General features: G+C 36.2%; 17 protein-coding genes. 11 read left to right on the top strand and 6 right to left on the bottom strand.

Going from position 1 to position 20,854, the window contains the following annotated elements; translation table 11 throughout:
- Positions 1–142: 142 nt before the first annotated feature.
- Both ACKWCD_RS12880 and rho read right to left on the bottom strand, forming a co-directional pair.
- Positions 143–904 (bottom strand): hypothetical protein, encoded by a 762-nt coding sequence (locus ACKWCD_RS12880; RefSeq protein ID WP_413984367.1) that lies wholly within the window; start codon positions 902–904, stop codon positions 143–145.
- Between the two features lie 207 nt (positions 905–1,111).
- Positions 1,112–2,740: a transcription termination factor Rho gene (gene rho / locus ACKWCD_RS12885; protein WP_413984368.1), complete on the bottom strand. Its 1,629-nt coding sequence runs from the start codon at positions 2,738–2,740 to the stop codon at positions 1,112–1,114.
- A gap of 198 nt (positions 2,741–2,938) precedes the next feature.
- Between rho and ACKWCD_RS12890 the strand changes: the two genes are divergently transcribed.
- Together ACKWCD_RS12890 and ACKWCD_RS12895 are read left to right on the top strand one after the other, a co-directional pair.
- Entirely contained in the window at positions 2,939–3,349 is a 411-nt protein-coding gene (locus ACKWCD_RS12890) for a DUF4293 domain-containing protein (protein WP_413984369.1), read from the top strand.
- 377 nt (positions 3,350–3,726) lie between these two features.
- Positions 3,727–6,168 carry a T9SS type A sorting domain-containing protein gene (locus tag ACKWCD_RS12895; RefSeq protein ID WP_413984370.1) on the top strand — a complete coding sequence of 814 codons (2,442 nt, stop codon included), beginning with the start codon at positions 3,727–3,729 and terminating at the stop codon, positions 6,166–6,168.
- Positions 6,169–6,293: 125 nt separating this feature from the next.
- Here ACKWCD_RS12895 and ACKWCD_RS12900 read toward each other — a convergent pair whose 3' ends face one another.
- The gene (locus ACKWCD_RS12900) at positions 6,294–6,791 is read right to left on the bottom strand and encodes a metallophosphoesterase family protein (RefSeq protein WP_413984371.1); all 498 of its coding nucleotides are present in this window, start codon (positions 6,789–6,791) and stop codon (positions 6,294–6,296) included.
- Between the two features lie 76 nt (positions 6,792–6,867).
- Between ACKWCD_RS12900 and truA the strand changes: the two genes are divergently transcribed.
- Both truA and ACKWCD_RS12910 read left to right on the top strand, forming a co-directional pair.
- Positions 6,868–7,620: a tRNA pseudouridine(38-40) synthase TruA gene (gene truA, locus ACKWCD_RS12905; RefSeq protein WP_413984372.1), complete on the top strand. Its 753-nt coding sequence runs from the start codon at positions 6,868–6,870 to the stop codon at positions 7,618–7,620.
- On the top strand, positions 7,613–9,379 hold the full coding sequence (locus ACKWCD_RS12910; protein WP_413984373.1) for an ABC transporter ATP-binding protein: 1,767 nt from the start codon (positions 7,613–7,615) through the stop codon (positions 9,377–9,379). Before truA ends, ACKWCD_RS12910 begins: the two co-directional genes overlap by 8 nt.
- A 3-nt stretch (positions 9,380–9,382) precedes the next feature.
- Here ACKWCD_RS12910 and ACKWCD_RS12915 read toward each other — a convergent pair whose 3' ends face one another.
- The 3 genes from ACKWCD_RS12915 to folP form a co-directional block, all read right to left on the bottom strand.
- Entirely contained in the window at positions 9,383–10,150 is a 768-nt protein-coding gene (locus tag ACKWCD_RS12915) for a DUF3667 domain-containing protein (RefSeq protein ID WP_413984374.1), read from the bottom strand.
- 9 nt (positions 10,151–10,159) lie between these two features.
- On the bottom strand, positions 10,160–10,945 hold the full coding sequence (locus tag ACKWCD_RS12920) for a diadenylate cyclase (RefSeq protein ID WP_413984375.1): 786 nt from the start codon (positions 10,943–10,945) through the stop codon (positions 10,160–10,162).
- Positions 10,946–11,026: 81 nt separating this feature from the next.
- Positions 11,027–11,851 (bottom strand): dihydropteroate synthase, encoded by an 825-nt coding sequence (gene folP / locus ACKWCD_RS12925; RefSeq protein ID WP_413984376.1) that lies wholly within the window; start codon positions 11,849–11,851, stop codon positions 11,027–11,029.
- 229 nt (positions 11,852–12,080) lie between these two features.
- Here folP and ACKWCD_RS12930 point away from each other — a divergent pair, with 229 nt between their 5' ends.
- The 7 genes from ACKWCD_RS12930 to ACKWCD_RS12960 all read left to right on the top strand — a co-directional run bounded on the left by ACKWCD_RS12930 (position 12,081) and on the right by ACKWCD_RS12960 (position 20,843).
- Entirely contained in the window at positions 12,081–12,632 is a 552-nt protein-coding gene (locus ACKWCD_RS12930) for a DUF1599 domain-containing protein (protein ID WP_413984377.1), read from the top strand.
- Positions 12,629–13,726: a BT_3928 family protein gene (locus ACKWCD_RS12935; RefSeq protein WP_413984378.1), complete on the top strand. Its 1,098-nt coding sequence runs from the start codon at positions 12,629–12,631 to the stop codon at positions 13,724–13,726. Before ACKWCD_RS12930 ends, ACKWCD_RS12935 begins: the two co-directional genes overlap by 4 nt.
- Before the next feature lie 31 nt (positions 13,727–13,757).
- Positions 13,758–14,507 carry a triose-phosphate isomerase gene (tpiA, locus tag ACKWCD_RS12940; protein WP_413984379.1) on the top strand — a complete coding sequence of 250 codons (750 nt, stop codon included), beginning with the start codon at positions 13,758–13,760 and terminating at the stop codon, positions 14,505–14,507.
- Between the two features lie 100 nt (positions 14,508–14,607).
- Complete coding sequence (gene prmA / locus ACKWCD_RS12945; RefSeq protein WP_413984380.1) at positions 14,608–15,444, top strand: 50S ribosomal protein L11 methyltransferase; 837 nt, start codon at positions 14,608–14,610, stop codon at positions 15,442–15,444.
- A gap of 33 nt (positions 15,445–15,477) precedes the next feature.
- On the top strand, positions 15,478–15,753 hold the full coding sequence (locus ACKWCD_RS12950) for an ATP-dependent Clp protease adaptor ClpS (RefSeq protein ID WP_413984381.1): 276 nt from the start codon (positions 15,478–15,480) through the stop codon (positions 15,751–15,753).
- Positions 15,754–15,829: 76 nt separating this feature from the next.
- On the top strand, positions 15,830–18,601 hold the full coding sequence (locus tag ACKWCD_RS12955; RefSeq protein WP_413984382.1) for a helix-turn-helix and ligand-binding sensor domain-containing protein: 2,772 nt from the start codon (positions 15,830–15,832) through the stop codon (positions 18,599–18,601).
- Positions 18,602–18,893: 292 nt separating this feature from the next.
- Complete coding sequence (locus ACKWCD_RS12960) at positions 18,894–20,843, top strand: PKD domain-containing protein (protein WP_413984383.1); 1,950 nt, start codon at positions 18,894–18,896, stop codon at positions 20,841–20,843.
- The last annotated feature ends 11 nt before the right edge of the window (positions 20,844–20,854 follow it).

Genomic DNA, 20,854 nt, shown 5'->3' on the forward strand with positions numbered 1-20,854 from the left:
TTGGAAAATATCTCAATATGCTATCATAATACCTGCGGTAGCGTATTACGGATATTATCAAAGCAATACCATAAAGAGGCATAAAATAATGACTTTTAAAAAACTCTAACACATTTGGGGAATAAATCGATTAATCAAAATTTTATTGTTCAGGATATGGAGGAGGAGCCCCATTTCCTTTATTCATTGTGACACTTCTCCCCTGATAAAGCATTGGAGCTTTTGCATTTGGCTCAGTTAAATTTGGCAGAAAAGAAGCGTATGATCGATTGTTTTCTGAGGCATTATCTCCAAAACCTTTTGGAGCTGGTCCAAAACCATCGTTTAGTATAACTGCTTTTGGTTGCTCTTCAATCGAGTCATCGATATAAAAAAGAAAATCACGTTTTCCTTTTTTAATGGTTGGAGAAATAAGCACGGAATTCTGTCTTGGGTGCATGATCGAATCCTTGGTACCTGGAAAAAACGTCTGATCTGGATAATTTGAAAGATAAAAACGTAGCGTAGATATTTCAACATTGGCAGCTTTCGCTTCCTGTTCAATATAAGCTAAATACTGCTTAATGGTCGCATAATCATAGTGGACATATCTTGCCACGTCAAAAGGTTTTGGACCCGTGTTGTCTGATTTCTGACCATTTTTCTCTTGTTGAATTTGCTGTTTTTTATCATAACCTCGACTTCTGTTTATAGAATCTTCGTAACGTTGTATCAGAGGTACTCTGCGCTTGCCATATGCGTCATAAGCCATTTTTGCTTGATCTACTTCAATAACTTGATCAGGTGCGGCAACGGGTTTTGGATCTATGTCGCAGGGAGGACATTCCTCATTGCAACTAGATAATGTAAAAAATAAAAGAAATACAAGAGTAAGCGGAAGCCACTTTGTTTTAAGCTGATTCATGACATAAGAGTTTAAAGGTTGTTATTTGCAAAAAAAAGGGGGAAGAATAGTTTTTGCTCCCTTAAAGATATTTTAAAATATGAGGAATCAGTAAAAAAAGAAAAAAATTATAGAATGGAGAGGTATTAAAGCATAAAAAATCCCAAACTCTGCGGTGTTGATCACCTTGGAATTTGGGATTTATTTAATAATTTGTCGCTATAGCAACTATTGATTCATTGTCATCAAAAATTCCTCGTTATTTTTGGTTTGTTTGAAACGTTGCTCAATGAATTCCATAGCCTCTACCGGATTCATATCTGCAAGATATTTTCTCATAATCCACATGCGTTGTATCGTATCCTTATCTAATAATAAGTCATCTCTACGTGTACTTGATGAAGTAAGATCAATAGCTGGGAATATTCTTCGGTTCGATATTTTACGATCCAATTGCAATTCCATATTACCAGTACCCTTGAATTCTTCAAAGATTACCTCGTCCATTTTAGAACCAGTTTCTGTAAGTGCTGTTGCGATGATTGATAAAGATCCACCTCCTTCAATGTTACGAGCTGCACCAAAGAAACGTTTGGGTTTGTGAAGTGCATTCGCATCAACACCACCACTTAATACTTTACCAGATGCTGGTTGCACTGTGTTGTAGGCTCTTGCCAATCTTGTGATTGAATCTAATAGAATTACAACATCATGACCACATTCAACTAAGCGCTTTGCTTTTTCAAGAACGATGTTCGCCACACGCACGTGCTCTGTAGCTTCCTTATCGAAAGTAGAGGCTACAACCTCACCACGCACATTACGTTGCATATCAGTAACCTCTTCAGGCCTTTCATCAATCAATAAGATAATTTGATATACTTCTGGGTGATTTGCTGCAATACCGTTAGCGATATCTTTCAACAACATTGTTTTACCAGTTTTAGGTTGGGAAACAATCATACCTCTTTGACCCTTCCCGATAGGGGAGAATAAATCAATAATACGTGTTGAAATAGAAGCTTGACGTTCAGCCAATCTAAATTTTTCGTCCGGGAATAAAGGTGTTAAGTGCTCAAAAGAAACACGATCACGAACAATTTGCGGATCGATTCCGTTGATTTTATTCACTTTAATCAAAGGGAAATACTTTTCACCTTCTTTTGGTGGTCGCACATTTCCTAAAACCGTATCTCCTGTTTTCAAACCGAACAAACGAATTTGCGATTGCGAAACATAAATATCATCTGGAGAAGACAAATAATTATAATCTGAAGATCTTAAGAAGCCATAACCATCTTGCATGATATCTAGAACACCTTCACTTGCGATAATACTATCGAATTCGAACTCGGGTTCTTTATATCTGTTTTTCAGGTCCTTGTCAAAGTTATTTTTATCCTCTCGTTTTTGATGTTGAGGTTTTTTGTTCTGATTGTTTTGATTCTTATGCTGAGGATTATTTTTCTGATCTCTCTTTCCATTCCCATGAGCATTATTTTGCGGTCTTGGTCTTGGTCTTGGTCGAGGAGTTTCTTCACCTTCAGTTTTAACTACTGATTCTGTGTTTGCAGGTGTAGCGGTTTTTTCTGCGACAACTTCTGGAGTTTCAACCTTTTTTTCGTCTTTAACTACTCTAGCCCGAGGTCTTGGCCTTGGTTTCGGCTTATCTTCTGCGGCATTAGTTGTTACAGGTGCAACTTCGGCAGCAGCTTTAGGATTGGCTGCCTGCACATCTAAAATTTGGTAGACAAGGTCTAATTTTTTTTGGGTTTTGTACTTCGGTACATTTAAACCCTTAGCTATCTCCTGAAGCTCAGGAAGCTTTTTTGATTTTAAATCTGAAATCTCAAACATTAAGAATAATATGAATTATATACGTTTTTGGAAAAATATCAAGAAGTAAGTTGTTAATCGGGTAATAGATGGGAAAGATATCCCTATGGTAAGTGATGTAACTTAATAACGAAACAATATTACAAATTATTTTCAGTAATGCAGCTATATTTTTTAAAAAGACGTGTATTTTTGCAGTCCGAGTATTGAAAATTAACAATGATACAGAGAATTCAAACCGTTTATCTTTTAATCGTGGCGCTCTTAGCAGCAATTCTGCCCTTTTTTCTTCATTTATGGTTAGATGCTAAAGGAGAAGAATTTTTTGCCAAATATGATATTTTGGTTTCTTCTGCGTTCTATATGATATCTGCATTAGCGCTTATTGCAATATTTTTATTTAAGAACAGACAAAATCAATTTGTTGTAAACAGATTGAACATGATATTAAATCTTTTTTTACTAGGATTTTTCGTTTACCGATCGCTAAACTTATCCGGAGAGACTTTGGTTTCTGAGAAGGGTATTGGGATGCTCATTCCTGTATTTTCTATCGTTTTTTTAGTCCTGGCCAACAGGGCAATAAAGAAGGATGAAGATCTTGTAAAATCTGTTGATCGCTTACGTTAAACCTAACATCTTAGTAGTATTAGTGCGTGAAACCCGGGGTTGTTCCCGGGTTTTTTAATTTATCCTGAATTCATTTCAGGATCCATTTATCAACGAACTAATTCTTGCTTCAATCTTCAGCTTATATATTGATGAATAAAAGTTAGACAATATATTGGGTTGTCTTAGCGTTAGCAACGAAGCAATTAAGAATAATTCATTTCAGTAATTGTTGCCTTATGCATGCTTTATTGAGATAAACTCTTTTATCGTAACCTAAGGTTTTGCATTTTTTGGTTTGACCAAACCGATTTTCAGCTACCAAAACATTTCTCAGTTAATAGGTTTAGCCTTTTGGGTATTCCTGCATTGTACTATTAACTTCAAATTAATATAGCATGAGAACGGTTTTTTTTATTTCATCTTTTACTTTCCTACTACTATCAATTTTTTGGGTTTCCTTATCTGAGGGAGTTGAAACCCGTTTAACCAAGGCGGCTATAAATAACAGCAATGACCTTTCAGCATTAAATACAATATTCAATACCGCATATATTGAGGATTATGGAGCGATTGCCAATGATGGAATAGATGATGGTGAGGCAATTCAATTAGCAGTAGACGCCAATGTAACAGGAACTGTCAATTTCATTAAAAGTAGAACAGGGGGCAAGTTTATAATTGCCAAAGGTTCTGTAAACCTTGATGGGGTAAATAACTTGAATTTTGAATTACACCCGAATGCAAAAGTAGTAGCAACTGGTAATTTTCCTGCCTTCACTTCAATATTCAATAAGACCTCAGGTGATGTTTCGATCACAAACATAGTTTTCGATGGGTTCACTATAGGAAGTGAGTATGACGCAAATGCAAATGGAGGAACTAAAGGATCTAAAGGTGGTAATTATAATGGAGCGTATGTACCAAATGGCGCCGATCCTAATATATTAAATCCTGCAGTAATTTGGATTGGCGGTGTTCAACTAAATGGCTTTACGTTCAAGAATATGGAGATTACCAATCCATCGAACAACGGATATGGCATTAAGTTGCACAATGAATCGGGAACAGCATTCACTAAAAATGTAAAAATTCATGATAACTTTGCACATGACATTGGGGGGATGTTCGTAGAAATTGTTAATCAAAACAGTCCAAATGAAAACAGATTTGAGAACATAGATGTCTACGGAAATAAGATTGATAATCTTGGAATTTTTGATCATGGAATTGCCATTAGTTTGGCGGGAACAGGTAAAAATTTAAACATTCACCACAATACCTACAGTAATTTATTTTTCGGTCTTGAATTGGTAGGTGGCAACAATGTACACTGGCATGATGAGACTTTTCTTGAAGGAGTAGACCATTTTTGGTCCTTTTCCAAAGATGCTGCCGTAGCCACTGGTTTTAGTAGAAACGTAACCGTTAATAATATAAGTGGTCAATACCCCACAGCTGGACCAAGTATTGTTGAGTATGTGGAAAATTCAACTTTTACCGATGTGAAGATATTAGGGAACAGCTTGGGTGGAATTGAAGTAAGACATTCCAAAAATGTCACTTTTTTCAATCCTAAAATCATTGCAAAAAATTTCGGTATGTTCCTTTTTACAGGTGATAATGCGAACAATTCACAGGCTAACGAAAATATAAAGATTATAAATCCAGATTTGCATGGTACTTCTGTGGGCGGAAATCCGGCTTTAGCGGGTATAGGTGATCAATTAGGAGATATAACCATTATTGATGGTACTATAAAAAATGATATTGGTCCTCTTTGGATATTGGGAAGCGGTTCTGTACTAGAGCCTAAGTACGAAAACGTGTCTACGGAACTTAATGGTGTTAAAGACATTTTAAACCCAAATAGCAATGGTGATGCAGTAAACGATGTAACACCTAGTAGTGTTGAATTTACAGAAGTCCCAATAGATTTGATCGCAGGTGACTCCGTTGAGGTTACAGTAAATTATACTATTTCGGACCCGTCGGCCTATGTTTTGGTTCGATTGGAAAACCCCAATGGTGATAGTCCTCAGGGCTATGTTACGAAATCGGGATCAGGAAGCCACAGCTTTACTATCCCAGTACCAGAATACCCCGGTAACAGTTATCGGTGGCAGGCACAGGTTTTAAGCACTGATGGGAACTGGACAGATCTCGCAAACCAAGTTGTAGAAGGAGTAACCGTTGCTGTTTCGGAACTTGAAGAAGATGATTCGATAACGCTTAAGGCAACTCCCAACCAATTGGTGCAGGGCGAAGGTTATGATATCGCTTTCAACTACTCATTTACTGGCAGTCGATGGGTACAAGCATGGGTGACCAGTAAAGCGTTTGATGTAAACGGCAATTGGGTTAAGATTGCTCAAGCATCTAAGCAGTTCGATTCTGGTACTGGTAATGATGGTCTTTCGATACAGATTACCGGGCAACCTTCAAATCGTAATTTACTTTTTGTTCAGGTATTTGAGGTTATCAGGGATAATGGAAAGAATAGGTGGAGTCTTGTTCTTGAGAAAAGGGTCGATGATATTGGTCTTGAAGATAATAATAGCCTTGGAGCTAAAGATAGCTCCGCAAAAGAGCTTTCTGTGTCGCCCAACCCTTTTAGCAGCTCATTTACTTATGAATACAGTATTCAAAAACATGGATTTGTCAATATTGAACTCTTTTCAATCTACGGGTTAAAAGTTATGACTCTAAAGCAAAGCAACAATCACGAAGCTGGTAGTTTTAGTGATACAATTGATACAACTGATTTAGATTCTGGAATTTATATTCTTAGAATTAAAAGCCCGTCAGGAAATGAAGAAAAGAGATTGATTAAAAATTAACAAACTGTAAAACGTTCTGAAACCTATGACATACGAATGCATAGGTTTTTGTTTGAAATGACAAATATCAAATTATTGGAGCTCTTCTTAGGCTAAAGGGTAATGATAAATTATTCTGTTGCTAACTAACCTCGTTTTCCCAACTCCACAATTTCTAAATCTTTAATTTCAGCTCCATCAATAACAAATCTTAGCATGGTTCTTACTTGATGAAAACCGTGCTTACCACATGCTCCGGGATTCATATGTAAAACTCCCAAGGGCTTATCCCACATCACTTTAAGAATATGAGAATGTCCACAGATAAAAAGCTTGGGAGGATTTTCCTTTACCATTTTACGGGTTCGTCCGTTATATTTTGGTGGATAACCTCCAATATGGGTCATTAGAACATCCACCCCCTCGCACATAAACCTATTATTTAAGGGGAATTCTTTTTGAATTATATGGTCATCAATATTGCCAAAGACAGCGCGAAGGGGTTTTAGTTTTTCAAGAGCATCGGTAACTTCTAAGCTTCCGATATCACCAGCATGCCAGACTTCATCCGCTTGACGGACATACTTTAGAATCTTCCCGTCCATATGAGAATGCGTATCCGAAAGAAGTAAGATTTTTTTCATTTCCTATGGAATGTTTATTTCAGAATTTAGATTTCCGAAAGGTCATCTATCTTTGCAACAAATCTAGAGAATACCTTTGAGATATTTTGTTCAATTTTCATATAACGGAAAGGCGTATCACGGATGGCAGAATCAGCCCAACGCGATAACAGTGCAGCAGATTTTAGAAAAAACTTTTTCTACGATTTTGCGAGCAGATGTTCCGCTAATGGGTGCAGGAAGAACAGATGCGGGAGTACATGCTAAACAGATGTATGCACATTTTGAAGTAGAAGAGATTGCCGATATTAAGGATCTGGTTTATAAACTAAATTCCTTTTTACCCGAGGATATAGCGGTGCAAGAAATTTTTCAAGTAAATCCTGACGTTCATGCTCGTTTTGCCGCGGTTGAGCGAACTTATGAGTACTGGATCACTCAGGATAAAAATCCCTTTTATGAAGATTCTGCCTATTATGTAAGGCACCCGTTGGATGTTCAAAAAATGAATGAAGCAGCATCAATGTTATTGGATTTTAAGGATTTCGAATGCTTCTCAAAATCGAATACAGATGTCTACACCTATTTGTGCGATATTAAATCCGCATTTTGGGTTCAAAAAGAGGGTATACTAGTTTTCACAATTACGGCCGATCGCTTTCTTCGGAATATGGTACGAGCGATTGTCGGTACGCTAATAGAAGTGGGGGTTGGTAAATCAACTTTAGCCGATGTTAAAGCTATCATAAATAGCAAAGATCGGAGGAAAGCGGGTTACTCAGTACCTGCAAAAGGATTATATTTGACTCAAATTATCTACCCCAAGACGATCACCGTAAAACATGGATAACGATTCAGGAAAAGCATTTGATAAGCTCTTATTTAAGCGTTTATTAGCACATACACGACCGTATAGAATTACCTTTTACGGAGTAGCACTTGCCGCTATCTTGATATCTGCTTTTGCAGTACTCACGCCACTAATTCTTAAAGAAATCATCGATGACGCCATAAGAAAAAGTAGCGAAGAAAAGTTGTTGATGTTAACACTGGCTATGTTAGGCGTTCTCTTTGCCCAAGTAACCAGTCAGCTTCTTTTTAATTATTATGCAAATTGGTTGGGAGAGAATGTGATTAAGGACATTCGTATCAATCTTTTCAAGCGCATGTTAGGCTTCAGAATGAAATACTTCGATAGTTCTTCTCTAGGAGTTTTAGTAACCCGGGCTGTGGCAGATATGCAGAGGATTGGTGAAATATTTAGTCAAGGTTTTTTTGTAATAGTCGCTGATTTGCTAAAAATGTTGGTGGCAGCAGGAGTCATGTTAGTTATAAATTGGCGACTTGCGTTAATCGTATTTGCAATACTGCCAATTATCCTATACGCTACAAGATTGTTTCAAAAAGCAATGAAAGTTGCATTTACCGAAGTTCGAGCTCAAGTATCAAATTTGAATTCATTTGTACAAGAGCGTATTACGGGAATGAAAATAGTTCAGCTTTTTACTCGAGAAAAAATAGAAAGCCTAAAATTTCGTGAGATCAATGAAAAGCATCAGAATGCATGGTTGAAAACGGTTTGGTATAACTCCATCTTTTTCCCCATTGCTGAAATAGTTTCTTCTATTGGAGTGGGACTTGTAGTTTGGTACGGCGGATTACAGAATGTCGCCAATTTGGGTAATGAAGAATTCGGAACCATTTTCGCTTTTATTCTTCTCATTGATATGCTTTTTAGACCATTGAGACAGATTGCGGACAAGTTCAACACACTTCAAATGGGAATGGTAGCGGCGAATCGTGTTTTTAAAATATTAGATACTGAAAGTAATATTCAAGATATCGGAACAGTGGTAAGTGATACCATAAATGGGGATATAAAATTTTCGAATGTACACTTCGGATATCTAGAAAATGAAGAAGTTTTACATGGAATCTCCTTTGATGTAAAAGCAGGAGAAACCATTGCTATTGTTGGAGCTACGGGAGCTGGAAAATCTACCATTATCAATTTATTGAATCGTTTTTACGAAATTAATTCTGGGGCTATTTTAGTAGATGATATTGATATTAAGAACTATAAATTAGCTGCTCTAAGAAAGCATATAGCGGTAGTGCTTCAAGATGTTTTTCTATTTGCTGATACCATTGCAAATAATATCAGTTTGAAAGACAAATCGATAACACTTGAAATGATTGAGGCGGCGGCCAAACAAATCGGTGTTGATGAGTTTATTTCAAGTCTTCCTGGAGGATATGAATATAATGTAAAAGAACGCGGAACAATGTTATCAAGCGGTCAACGTCAACTAATAGCCTTCTTAAGGGCTTATGTTAGTAACCCCAGCATACTGGTTCTGGATGAGGCGACATCTTCAGTTGACACCTATTCTGAACAACTAATTCAAAAAGCTACTGAGAAAATAACTGAAGGCCGAACTTCTATTATTATTGCACATCGGTTAGCAACCATTAAAAAAGCAGATAAAATCATTGTAATGGATGCAGGTAAAATCGTAGAGATGGGCACTCACAAAGAACTCCTTAAGAAAGGCGGATACTACAGTAATTTATACGAAGCTCAGTTTTTGGCTGAAGAAGTAGCTTAATTGTTACAATTGTGGCATTAAATCTTGAAAGGTTAAAATTCCTGTAATAAGAAATATTATGTTCAAGAAAACACTAACCATCAAAAAACCTATTCCAAATATCATTATAAAAACCAATGATAACCCTAGGTCCTTACCATGAATTCTATTGACAACATAAGTTATATACCCAGCCATAATTGCAATAAAAACAAAAGAGTATGAAAGATAATTTTCCGGAGCTAGCAGCGAAAGAGCCAAACTGAATGGAAAAGACATAATGCTGTAATGGGCTATAGCATATATAGCGGCAACGGAATACTCTGAAAGATTATAGTTTTTTTTATTGAATATCAACCACCCAGCAATTGCAATTAAGGGTATATAGAGCAAGAAGGTAAAGGAACTAATATCTAAAGAAGCATTTAATATCTTCCTAGTGGTTTCAGTTTTCATCGAGCTTCCAAATGCTTCTAGGTCTATTTTATCAAGAGCAAATTTTCGAAGAACAAATAAAAGTATTCCAGAAAGTGTAAGAGCAATTCCTAAATAGCTAATAGGGTTTAAATACTTTTTTCTGATTCCTTGAATATATCCGCCAATGACAATTTCAGGTTTTGTAAAAAGGTGCAAGAAGGTTTTTATAAAGGTATTGTCAACATTGAAATATCTTTCAGTAACATCATACCAAAGATTTTTAAAGGTTAATCTATTTTGAACTATTCTGGCTCCACAGTTCGAACAAAAACTGTAGTCAGTTCGTAATGGTCTTTCACAGTTCTTACATTCCATAAAAAAATTTTAGATCAAATCTTCTTTTAGAATAGCAGAAAGTTCCAATAAATCTTTAAAATTGGCAAACTCTCCATTTCTGATATAAGAGATTTTTCCGGTTTCCTCACTTACAACAAGTGCAACTGCGTCTGTTCTTTCGGTAATGGCTACAGCAGCTCTGTGCCGTAACCCATAATGTAAAGGTATACTTCGTTCATTAGAAACGGGTAAAATAACTCGAGTTGCAACAATATAATTGTTTGCAATAACCGCAGCCCCATCATGCAAGGGACTGTTTTTGTAGAAAATACTTTCAACAATCGGCTGGGTGATTTCAATATACATTTTATCACCAGATGATTTTACAAAATCTAAAGAATTGTTACGTTCGATTACCAAAAGTGCTCCGGTTTTGGTAGATGCCATGTTTTGACATGCCTTTAAAAGTGCATCAATGTTCACACTTGTTGAAAGCCCTTGTTGTTTTAAGAATTTAAAGTGTTTTAGAAAGTTCTTTTTGTTTGCAAAGTTGGTAGACCCAATCATGAGCAAAAACTTTCTTATTTCTTGTTGGAATACAATAATCAATGCAATTAATCCGACTTGCATAAAAGCTCCCACCATACTACTTATCATTTTCATGCCGAGTAGTTCGGTGAGTTTCCAAAACCCCCATACAATTACAATTCCGATAAAAATATTGATAGCAACTGATCCTCGAACCAGTTTATAGATATAGTAAAGTAGCACCGCAACCAGAAAGATATCGATGAGATCGGTAATCTTGAGATCAATAAAATTTAAGAAATCCAATTTGGTTGTGGTTTTGGTAAAATTAGGAAATAAGACTCGAATACGTCAAATTAAAATAAAAGCTTGGAATAATCGCAGGTTTCAATTCATTAAACGCTCATTAAGGGTTACACACTCAATTGCTTCTTTAACGTCGTGAACCCTTAAAATATTGGCTCCCCTGTTTAAAGCTATCATGTTTAAAGCGGTGGTTCCGTTCAAAGCATTTTGGGCATTTGTTCCAAGAGTTTTGTAAATCATAGACTTTCGACTTAGACCCGCTAGTAAGGGGAGGTCTAGTGTTTGAAATAAATTCATCTTCTGCAAAAGTTCATAATTTTGTTCTAAAGTCTTCGCAAATCCAAATCCAGGATCCAAAACAAGATCATGAATACCCAATGTTCTTGCTGCCGTTATCCTTTCCGAAAAGTAAAATAAAATATCACTCAAAAGGTTTTCGTAATCAGTTTGTTGTTGCATGTTTTGCGGTGTCCCTCGCATATGCATCATAATATATGGTACTTTCAATTTTGCAATTGAGGCTAACATTTGTTCGTCCTGTTTTCCGGCAGAAATATCATTAATAAGAGCAGCACCTGCTTCAATACATTTTATGGCAACTCTACTTCTGAAAGTATCAATAGATAAAAGAATTTTAGGAAATTTATCTATCAACAATTCAACCACAGGCAGAATTCTTGTCAACTCCTTTTTTTCTGAAACAGCTTCAGCACCTGGTCTTGAGCTATATGCACCTATATCAATAAATGTAGCGCCCTCTAACAACATTTCTTCAACTTGTGCTAAAACCGATTTTTCATCTTTGAATTTTCCTCCATCGAAAAAGGAGTCGGGAGTTACATTTAGAATACCCATGACCTTGGGTTGTTTTAAATCAATAAGCTCGCCTTTGCAGTTAATAGTCATACACTTTCTCGATATGATTTCTTCTAATTTTTTTTACTCGATAATCGAGATTTAGAATGCTCCGACGTCTGCCCGTTCGTCAGGCGGGCTTGCGTCAAAATCAATGATAATTTTCCTTCTAATGCCTCGCGGGTCTACCCCGAGTTTATTTACTTCAAGCAACTAATTCGTGCGAACTTTGACATTCACATAATTTTAAACGAAATTTACGCAAATTAGATTGATATACATGCAGCATACTTCTGAGCAATACGACAATGTAATAAAAGTTTGTCGTGATCTGTTTCTTAAAAAGATGACCGATTATGGTTGTGCTTGGCGAATTCTTAGACTACCGTCACTTACCGACCAGATTTTTATAAAAGCACAGCGTATTCGAGGTCTTCAAGAGAATGATGTGAGAAAAGTAGATGAAGGAGAGCGTTCTGAATTTATTGGTATCATCAACTATTCAATAATGGCTTTGATTCAACTAGAACTCGGGGTTGCTGAACAACCGGACCTTTTAAATGAACGAGCAATTGCCCTTTATGATAAACAAATTGCGGAGACCAAAGGTCTTATGGAGGACAAAAACCATGATTATGGTGAAGCCTGGCGCGACATGCGTGTGAGTTCTTTGACGGATTTGATTTTGCAAAAATTACTTCGAGTGAAAACGATTGAAAACAATAAAGGTAAAACCCTTGTTAGTGAGGGTATAGATGCCAACTATCAAGATATGGTAAACTATGCGGTATTTGCTCTGATACATTTGAATGAAAGTAAGCCCGAATCATGAAATATTTAGTAGGTTTTAGTCGAGTTTTTGTTGGTGTTTTATTTATTATCAGTGGTTTTATTAAACTCAATGACCCAGTAGGTTTCTCCTTTAAATTAGAGGAATACTTTAGTCAGGGTGTTCTCGACCTTCCATTCTTCGAACCTCATGCACTTACTATTTCAATATTTGTGGTGATTTTTGAGGTTTTGGTAGGTGTGATGTTGCTTATCGGTTTTCGAACAAAATTTACAGTTTGGAGTTTACTTTTAATGATAGTGGGCTTCACGTTTTTAACTTTTTATTCGGCTTATTTTAACAAAGTAACTGATTGTGGTTGTTTTGGAGATGCCATTAAGCTAACACCTTGGGAATCCTTTACAAAAGACATAGTCCTTTTAATTTTAATAGTAATTCTGTTTCTAGAGAGACGGTATATCACCCCTGCTTTTAGCACTCGAACAAATCGCCTTATTGTATTTTTTGCAGTGGTTCTCTCAGGATTTTATGTATACCACGTTTTGAATCACCTACCAGTTATTGATTTTAGGCCTTACGAAATCGATAAGAATATAAAAGATGGTATGAGTGTTCCTGAAGGTGCTCCGGAAGCGATTTTTGAATATGCTTGGAAGTTCAACATTAATGGATCAGAAAAAGTAATCGTTACGAATGGTGATTACCCGCAAGTAGATGGTGAGTTTGTTGATGTCGAAACCAAAGAAATACAGGAAGGTTATGAACCCCCAGTACATGATTTTACCATTGAACAAAATGGAGAAGATTTTGCAGCATCTCTTTTACTGGAGCCTAAATTAGTTATGGTTATCGCTTACGATTTAAGAAAGACTAATACTTCAGCGTATGCAGAAGTGAAACGAGTTACTGATGCTGCATCAAAGAAAGGTTATAGGGTAATTGGAATGTCAGCATCTAACAAGGAGCAAACACAGAAACTAGTTAAAGATTATAGTCTTGGTTTTGAGTTCTATTTTACTGATGAGACTACCTTGAAAACAATAGTGCGTTCTAATCCAGGAATTTTGGTTTTAGAGAAAGGAACGATAAAACAAAAAGTACATTACAACGATTTTGACGAATTAAAATTTGAATAAGGGAAACCCCAAAATATAAACAATCAATAAAATGAGAAGTAAGATAGTTGCAGGAAACTGGAAAATGAATAAGAATCTAGAAGAAACCGACGCTCTATTGAGTGCTCTTTCGGCTAAATTACCAGATACCCAGGCTGAGGTTATGGTGGCACCAACTTATGTGAATTTGAACAGCTCAGTTCGTCATTTAGAGTCTTCGACTATTCAAGTAATTGCTCAGAATATGCATTTTGCAGCGAATGGCGCTTATACCGGAGAAATCTCTGCAGATATGCTTTTGAATATAGGAATTGACACTGTAATCATCGGGCATTCAGAACGAAGAGCCTATTTCGGTGAAACAGATGAAATCTTAGCAAAAAAAGTCGCCGCAGCTATAGCGAAAGACATGCGTGTTATGTTTTGTTTTGGTGAAGAATTGGAAGATCGCAAGTCGGGCAATCATTTTAATGTTGTTGAAAGCCAACTAAAAAATGCTCTATTTTCTTTGGATACAAAGGCATGGAGTAAAATTATTTTGGCTTACGAACCAGTATGGGCTATTGGCACGGGAGAAACAGCTTCGGCAGATCAGGCACAAGAGATGCATGCTTTTATTCGTAAAACAATTACAGAGGCTTACGATCCTTCAATAGCAAATAACGTTTCAATTCTCTACGGAGGTAGTGTGAAGCCAGCAAATGCCGAAGAGATTTTTTCAAAATCAGATGTTGATGGTGGTTTAATTGGTGGAGCTGCTTTGAATGCAGATGATTTTGTTGCCATCATAAAAGCAATCTAAACTTCCTTTTCGCGAAGCATTAATTTAACTAATAAGTCCTCCTTTGAAAAGAGGAGGTGTGCCCTAAGGGCATAAGGTAAACCCTATACTGTAAAGCTTTATGCCCAATACTACCTACATAGAATACAACTTCAAAATAAATCCCCTTCAACCAGCATCAGAGATATTAATCGCCGAGCTTGGCGAAGCTGGCTTTGAAAGCTTTGTGGAAAATGAAAAAGGCGTCTTAGCGTACATTAAGCAAAAAGATTGGTCAGAAGGTATTCTCCATTCAGTTGAGATTCTAAGAAATGAAAATTTTGAATTCAATTTTCAAGTAAGCGAAATCGAGCAAGAAAACTGGAATGCCACTTGGGAAGAAAATTTCAACCCTATTCAGGTGGATAATCTCTGTGTCGTTCGTGCACCTTTTCATGAAAAATCAAATGTTGAGTTTGATATTGTTATTGAACCAAAAATGAGTTTTGGTACGGGGCATCACGAAACCACTCATATGATGTTACAACATATTTTGGACCACAATTTTAATGGAAAATCTGTGTTGGATATGGGAAGCGGAACAGGAGTTTTGGCGATTTTAACAGCCATGAAAGGTGCCAACAGTATTGAAGCTATTGATATAGATCATTGGTGCTTCTTGAATGCCAAAGAGAATGCAGCGCGAAATAATTGTGAACATATTAAGATTTATGAGGGAGATTCAAGCTTGTTAATAGACCAAAAATATGACGTTATTATAGCTAATATTAATCGAAATATTTTGTTAAGCGATATTCCAAAGTATGCTAAACACTTGAATGCGAACGGTATACTTTTTCTTAGCGGATTTTATAAAGAAGATATTCCTATGATTAGCGCAAAATGCACTGAAGTGTCGTTAAAGTTTGAAAAAAATCTAGAAAAAAATAATTGGGTAGCCGTAAAATATGTAATTTAGAAAGCGATACGAAGTTATTAAACCCGAAATAGTATGAGTACTAAGGAGAAAATATCCGAAGAACTACTTCTAGAAGAAGAGATTGTAAACCAAAATGAAATCGTTCTTTTCAATGATGAGGTTAATACATTTGATCACGTTATTGACACCTTGATTGATGTTTGTGACCATATTCCTGAACAGGCAGAGCAATGTGCCTTAATAGTACATCACAACGGGAAATGTACTGTAAAAACGGGTGATTATAAAGACTTGGAACCTCGTTGTAGCAAACTTCTTCAAGCAGGATTAAGTGCGGAGATTGTTTAATTTCAAAGCTATTTTTTTCAAAAATATTTTTTGCGTTAACCTGAAGGGCACTCTTTGTGCTTCAATTGTTACTTTGTTGGCCTGCTTTTCTTTGGCTTCTCAAGAGCTGCCTCCTATTCAAAATTTCACTCCTATTGATTATGGTGCTGAAAATCAAAATTGGGCCATAACACAGTCTAAAAATAATAATGTATACGCCGCCAATAATGGGGGAGTTATGGAGTTTAACGGCGCAGTATGGAAATTATACGGTTCTCCTAACGGTTCCACAATTCGTTCAGTAAAGGCAGTTGATGATATTATTTATTCTGGCTGCTATATGGAGTTTGGCTTTTGGAAAGCGAATGGTCTGGGTTTACTTGAGTACTATTCAATCAGTAGTGAATTAGCAACGCCTATTTTAGAAGATGAAGAATTTTGGAATATTATGGCACTGGACAATTGGGTTCTTTTCCAAAGTCTAGAACGCATATACATTTACAATACAGCTGATAAATCTACTAATATTGTTGAAGCAAACTCTAAAAAAGCACATTTATTTAGTTTTAATGATACTGTTTACTATCATAGCACAATTAATGGTCTTTATAAGATAGAAAACGGAATGCCCGTTTTAGTTTCTGATGATTCTAGAATAAAGGATGTAACCGTTGTTGGAATTTTTTCCATAAAGAACAAACCTCTTTTGGTTACCGAAAATGGAGATTTTTATTTTTTAGATGATGAGAACCTAATACCATGGAATATTCCTTTTGATGGTGAAAAAGTTTCGATAAACGTTTACAGTAGCCTTCAATTGAACGATGGTAGTATTGTATTAGGTACAATTTCAAATGGAATATTTCACATTGATCAAACCGGAAATGTTCTCTTAAAGATCAATCAAGAAAAAGGACTAAATAATAACACAGTACTTTCTCTTTTTGAGGACGCTGAACATAACCTCTGGTTAGCTCTTGACAATGGCTTAAGTGTTATTAATCTAGATTCCCCCTTCAAAGAGTATATTGATAAAAATGGTAGATTGGGTGTTGTGTATGCCTCTGCTGTTTACGATGGTTTTTTGTATTTAGGCACAAATCAGGGTCTATTTTACAAACGAATTGATGACGACAGTGACTTTGCATTAATTGATGGCTCTAAAGGGCAGGTCTGGTTGTTGAAAATAATTGATGACGTTCTTTTTTGCGGACATAACAATGGAACCTATGTAATAAAGGGAGATAAGGCACAACTAATTTCGAACTTTCCTGGTACTTGGGATATTAAAATGATTCCGGACCAAGAAAACCTCATGCTCCAAGGAAATTTTAATGGTCTAAGCGTCCTTTCGAAAACTGGAAATAAATGGGCTTTGAGAAATGTAGTAGAAGGATTTGATATATCGAGTCGTTTTTTTGAGTTCATCGGTAAGAATCAAGTTGCTGTCAATCGAGAATTTAAGGGTGTTTTTAAGCTTAATTTTGATAATAGTTTTGAGACGGTAACCGCCATAGAAAATGAACCTTCTAAAGGTATGGGTGCTAGTTTGGCAATGTATAGGAATGACGTTTTGTATACCTGTGAGAATGGTATCTATAGCTATAATGATGATGAAGGACAATTTATTGCTGACACCTTATTAACTAGTGTTTTTTATCATGGTAGAGATAAGCCCATTGGTATCTTTATTCCTGACGAGAAGTCAAAAAGACTCTGGTGTTTTACAAACAATAGTATTGCCTACGTCTCACCGGGAAAGTTCAATGGTAGCTCTAGAATACAAAAAATACCCATTCCTTCTTATGTTAGAAAAAATTTGGGTGTTTTAGGTTTTGAAAGCTTAACTCCTTTAGGTGATGAACAATATTTGATTGGAATTTCCAATGGTTATCTAACGATGGATTTAAAGAAGCTAATCTCAAAAGAATATTCTATTCACCTCAGTTCAATTTCAAGAAAGTCCAACAATTCTGGAATGGAGAATATTACAAAGGATAGCAAAACTACTTTTGAGTTTTCCCAGAATAACCTTTTCTTTTCGTACAATGTACCCGAGTATCATAAGTATACCGAGGTCAGTTATCAATATCAATTAGAAGGCAGGTATGATAATTGGAGCGACTGGACAAAGACAGCCGAAGCTTCTTTTGAGAATTTACCTTTTGGAAATTACATTTTTAATGTACGAGCAAAGATAGGAAATGAGCTTTCTAAAAATGTCGCGTCATACCGATTTAGAATCGAAAGACCTTGGTACCTTTCTAACGTTGCAATATTTCTGTATGTATTAGGATTTGTTCTGCTAGCCTTTTTAATACATAAATTGTATAAGAGCTATTATAAAAAGCAGCGTGAACATCTTTTAAAGGATAATAAAAAGAAGCTGAAACGTAAGAAATTAAAGTCGCAAAAGAAAATAGTTCAAATCAGTAATGAAAAACTCAGAGAAGAAGTAGAAAGTAAAAACCGTGAGCTGGCAATTTCAACTATGAGCATTATTAAAAAGAATGAATTTCTAAATGCCATAAAAGACCAGTTAAAAGGAAACTCCGATATCCCTCAAGTCAAATCTGTAATTCGAACTATAGATCGAAATATTAATAATTCTGATGATTGGAAATTTTTTGAGGATGCTTTTAATAATGCTGATAAAGACTTTTTGAAAAAAGTTAAAAAAGTGCATCCGGGCTTAACCTCCAATGATTTAAGACTATGTGCATATTTGCGCCTAAATTTGTCTTCCAAAGAAATAGCTCCTCTATTGAACATATCGGTTAGAAGTGTAGAAGTTAAACGATATCGTTTGCGAAAAAAAATGAATCTTTCACACGAAGAAGGTCTAACCGACTACATTATGGAATTATAAATTCCACAACATTAATTGTATTTACCACTACATGACCTATACAAATCCTGTTTAGGAGGTCTTAAATATACAGTGTTAGTATATTGTTAAATCCATTAAAATACTACCGAATAATTAGGAATATGGATGTTTTACTGTCTTTTTTTTGAATTGTATATTTTTTGTATAGGTTCTTTCTATTGATATTATTTAGCAATACAATAAATTGCAAGAGTCTTTATCATAGACACTTTAATACAGCTATTCGAATTACTTTAACTCAGATAGTGTTAAAACAATAATAAAAGAAACTATGAAAAAATTCAAGTACATTTTTGTAATACTGACGGTGATTTTAGCGAGTTGTGATGGAGATGATTTAGACATCCCTGCTGCTGTAACGCCAACCAATCTTTCAACGAGTTCATCTGTAAGTACCGACAATTCTGGTACAGTTACTTTTACCGCCACGGCGACTGGAGCTAACTATTATCATTTTGATTTTGGTGATGGTACCTCCGCTTTGTCGAATACAGGGGTTGTTAGTAAAACATACAGCATGCTCGGTGATAATACTTACGATGTTGTCATAACTGCGGGAGCTGGTGAAGGAAAAACGGTTTCAGAAACTATTCAGGTTAATGTTTCAATCGATTTTTCTGACCCTGAGAAGGTTACATTACTGACTAATGATAGCTCAAAAACTTGGTATTTGGCAGCTTCCCAACCAGGTCATTTAGGATTAGGACCTGCACGGGAGGGTATTGATGGTGATTGGTGGTATCCAAAATGGTTTGTAGCTACACCTTTTGAAAAGTGTGGCAGTGAAGATTCGGATTGTCTTTGCGATGATGAATTAACCTTTTCTACTGATGGTAATGGAGGTTTGACATATACGCTGGATAATAAAGGACAAACCTATTTTAATGTGCTACATCAAGGAGTTGCTGGAGGATCAGGTGATACTGATTTATGTTATGATTTTGATACATCAGGGTCAAAAACAGTTTCACTTTCGCAAGTATCAGGAAACGTTCCTGATGACCAGACCACGGGTGTTCAGATGAATTTCTCAGATGGAGGATTTATGGGCTACTATGTAGGTTCTTCAACATACGAAATTCTTTCTATCAGTGATGAATTACTGTATGTAAGAACGTATGATACCGAAAATGGTGATTTAGCATGGTATCACAGGTTTAGCTCTACTCCCGATATCGATGATGGTGGAAACGGTAGTGATGAAGTTGAACCAACAGTCGCGGCCGCTGCGCCAACGGTTCCAGAAGCCAACGTTATTTCAATGTTTAGCAATGCCTATACGGATGTTATGGTAGACACTTGGAGAACTGATTGGTCTGATGCAACATTTGAAGATATTATGGTTGCCGGAGATGATGTGAAAAAATATAGTGCATTGGGCTTTGTGGGTATCGAAACAGTTGCCAATCAAATTGATGCTTCAAGCATGACTCACTTTCACACAGATATTTGGACTGCTGATGCCACAGAATTTAAAATAAAATTAGTTGATTTCGGAGCTGACGGAGCATTTGACGGAGGAGATGATGTGGAACATGAAATAACCATTGCAAGTCCTGCACAAGGAGAATGGGTGAGTTTAGATATCCCATTATCTGATTTTGCCGGCTTGACAACGAAAATGAACATTGCTCAGCTTATTTATGTTGGTGCTCCTGCTCAGGCAAATACAGTGTATATTGATAATGTATACTTTTATGATTCAGCTGATGCACCTGCTACTGAACCTACAACTGCAGCCCCTGCACCAATGCTAGCTGAAGCGGATGTCATCTCTATGTTTAGCAATGCTTATACTGATGTTACCGTAGATACTTGGAGAACTGATTGGTCTGATGCTACATTTGAAGATATTATGATTGCTGGAGATGATGTAAAAAAATATAGCGCCCTGAACTTTGTTGGTATTGAAACTGTTTCAAGCCAGATAGATGCTTCTACAATGACCCATTTTCATACTGATATTTGGACAGGTGACGCCACGGAGTTCAGAATTAAATTAGTGGACTTTGGACCAGACGGGGCTTTTGATGGTGGTGATGATGTAGAACATGAAATCGCTATTACAAACCCAAATCCAGGAGAATGGGTAAGCTTAGATATTCCATTGACCGATTTTACTGGTTTGACCAATACAGCGAACATAGCACAATTAATTTATTCTGGAGACCCATCTGGGGCAATAACAGTCTATGTTGATAATGTTTACTTTCATAAATAGGAATTAATCAA

Source organism: Maribacter taeanensis, from assembly GCF_047345145.1.
Taxonomy (GTDB): domain Bacteria; phylum Bacteroidota; class Bacteroidia; order Flavobacteriales; family Flavobacteriaceae; genus Maribacter_C.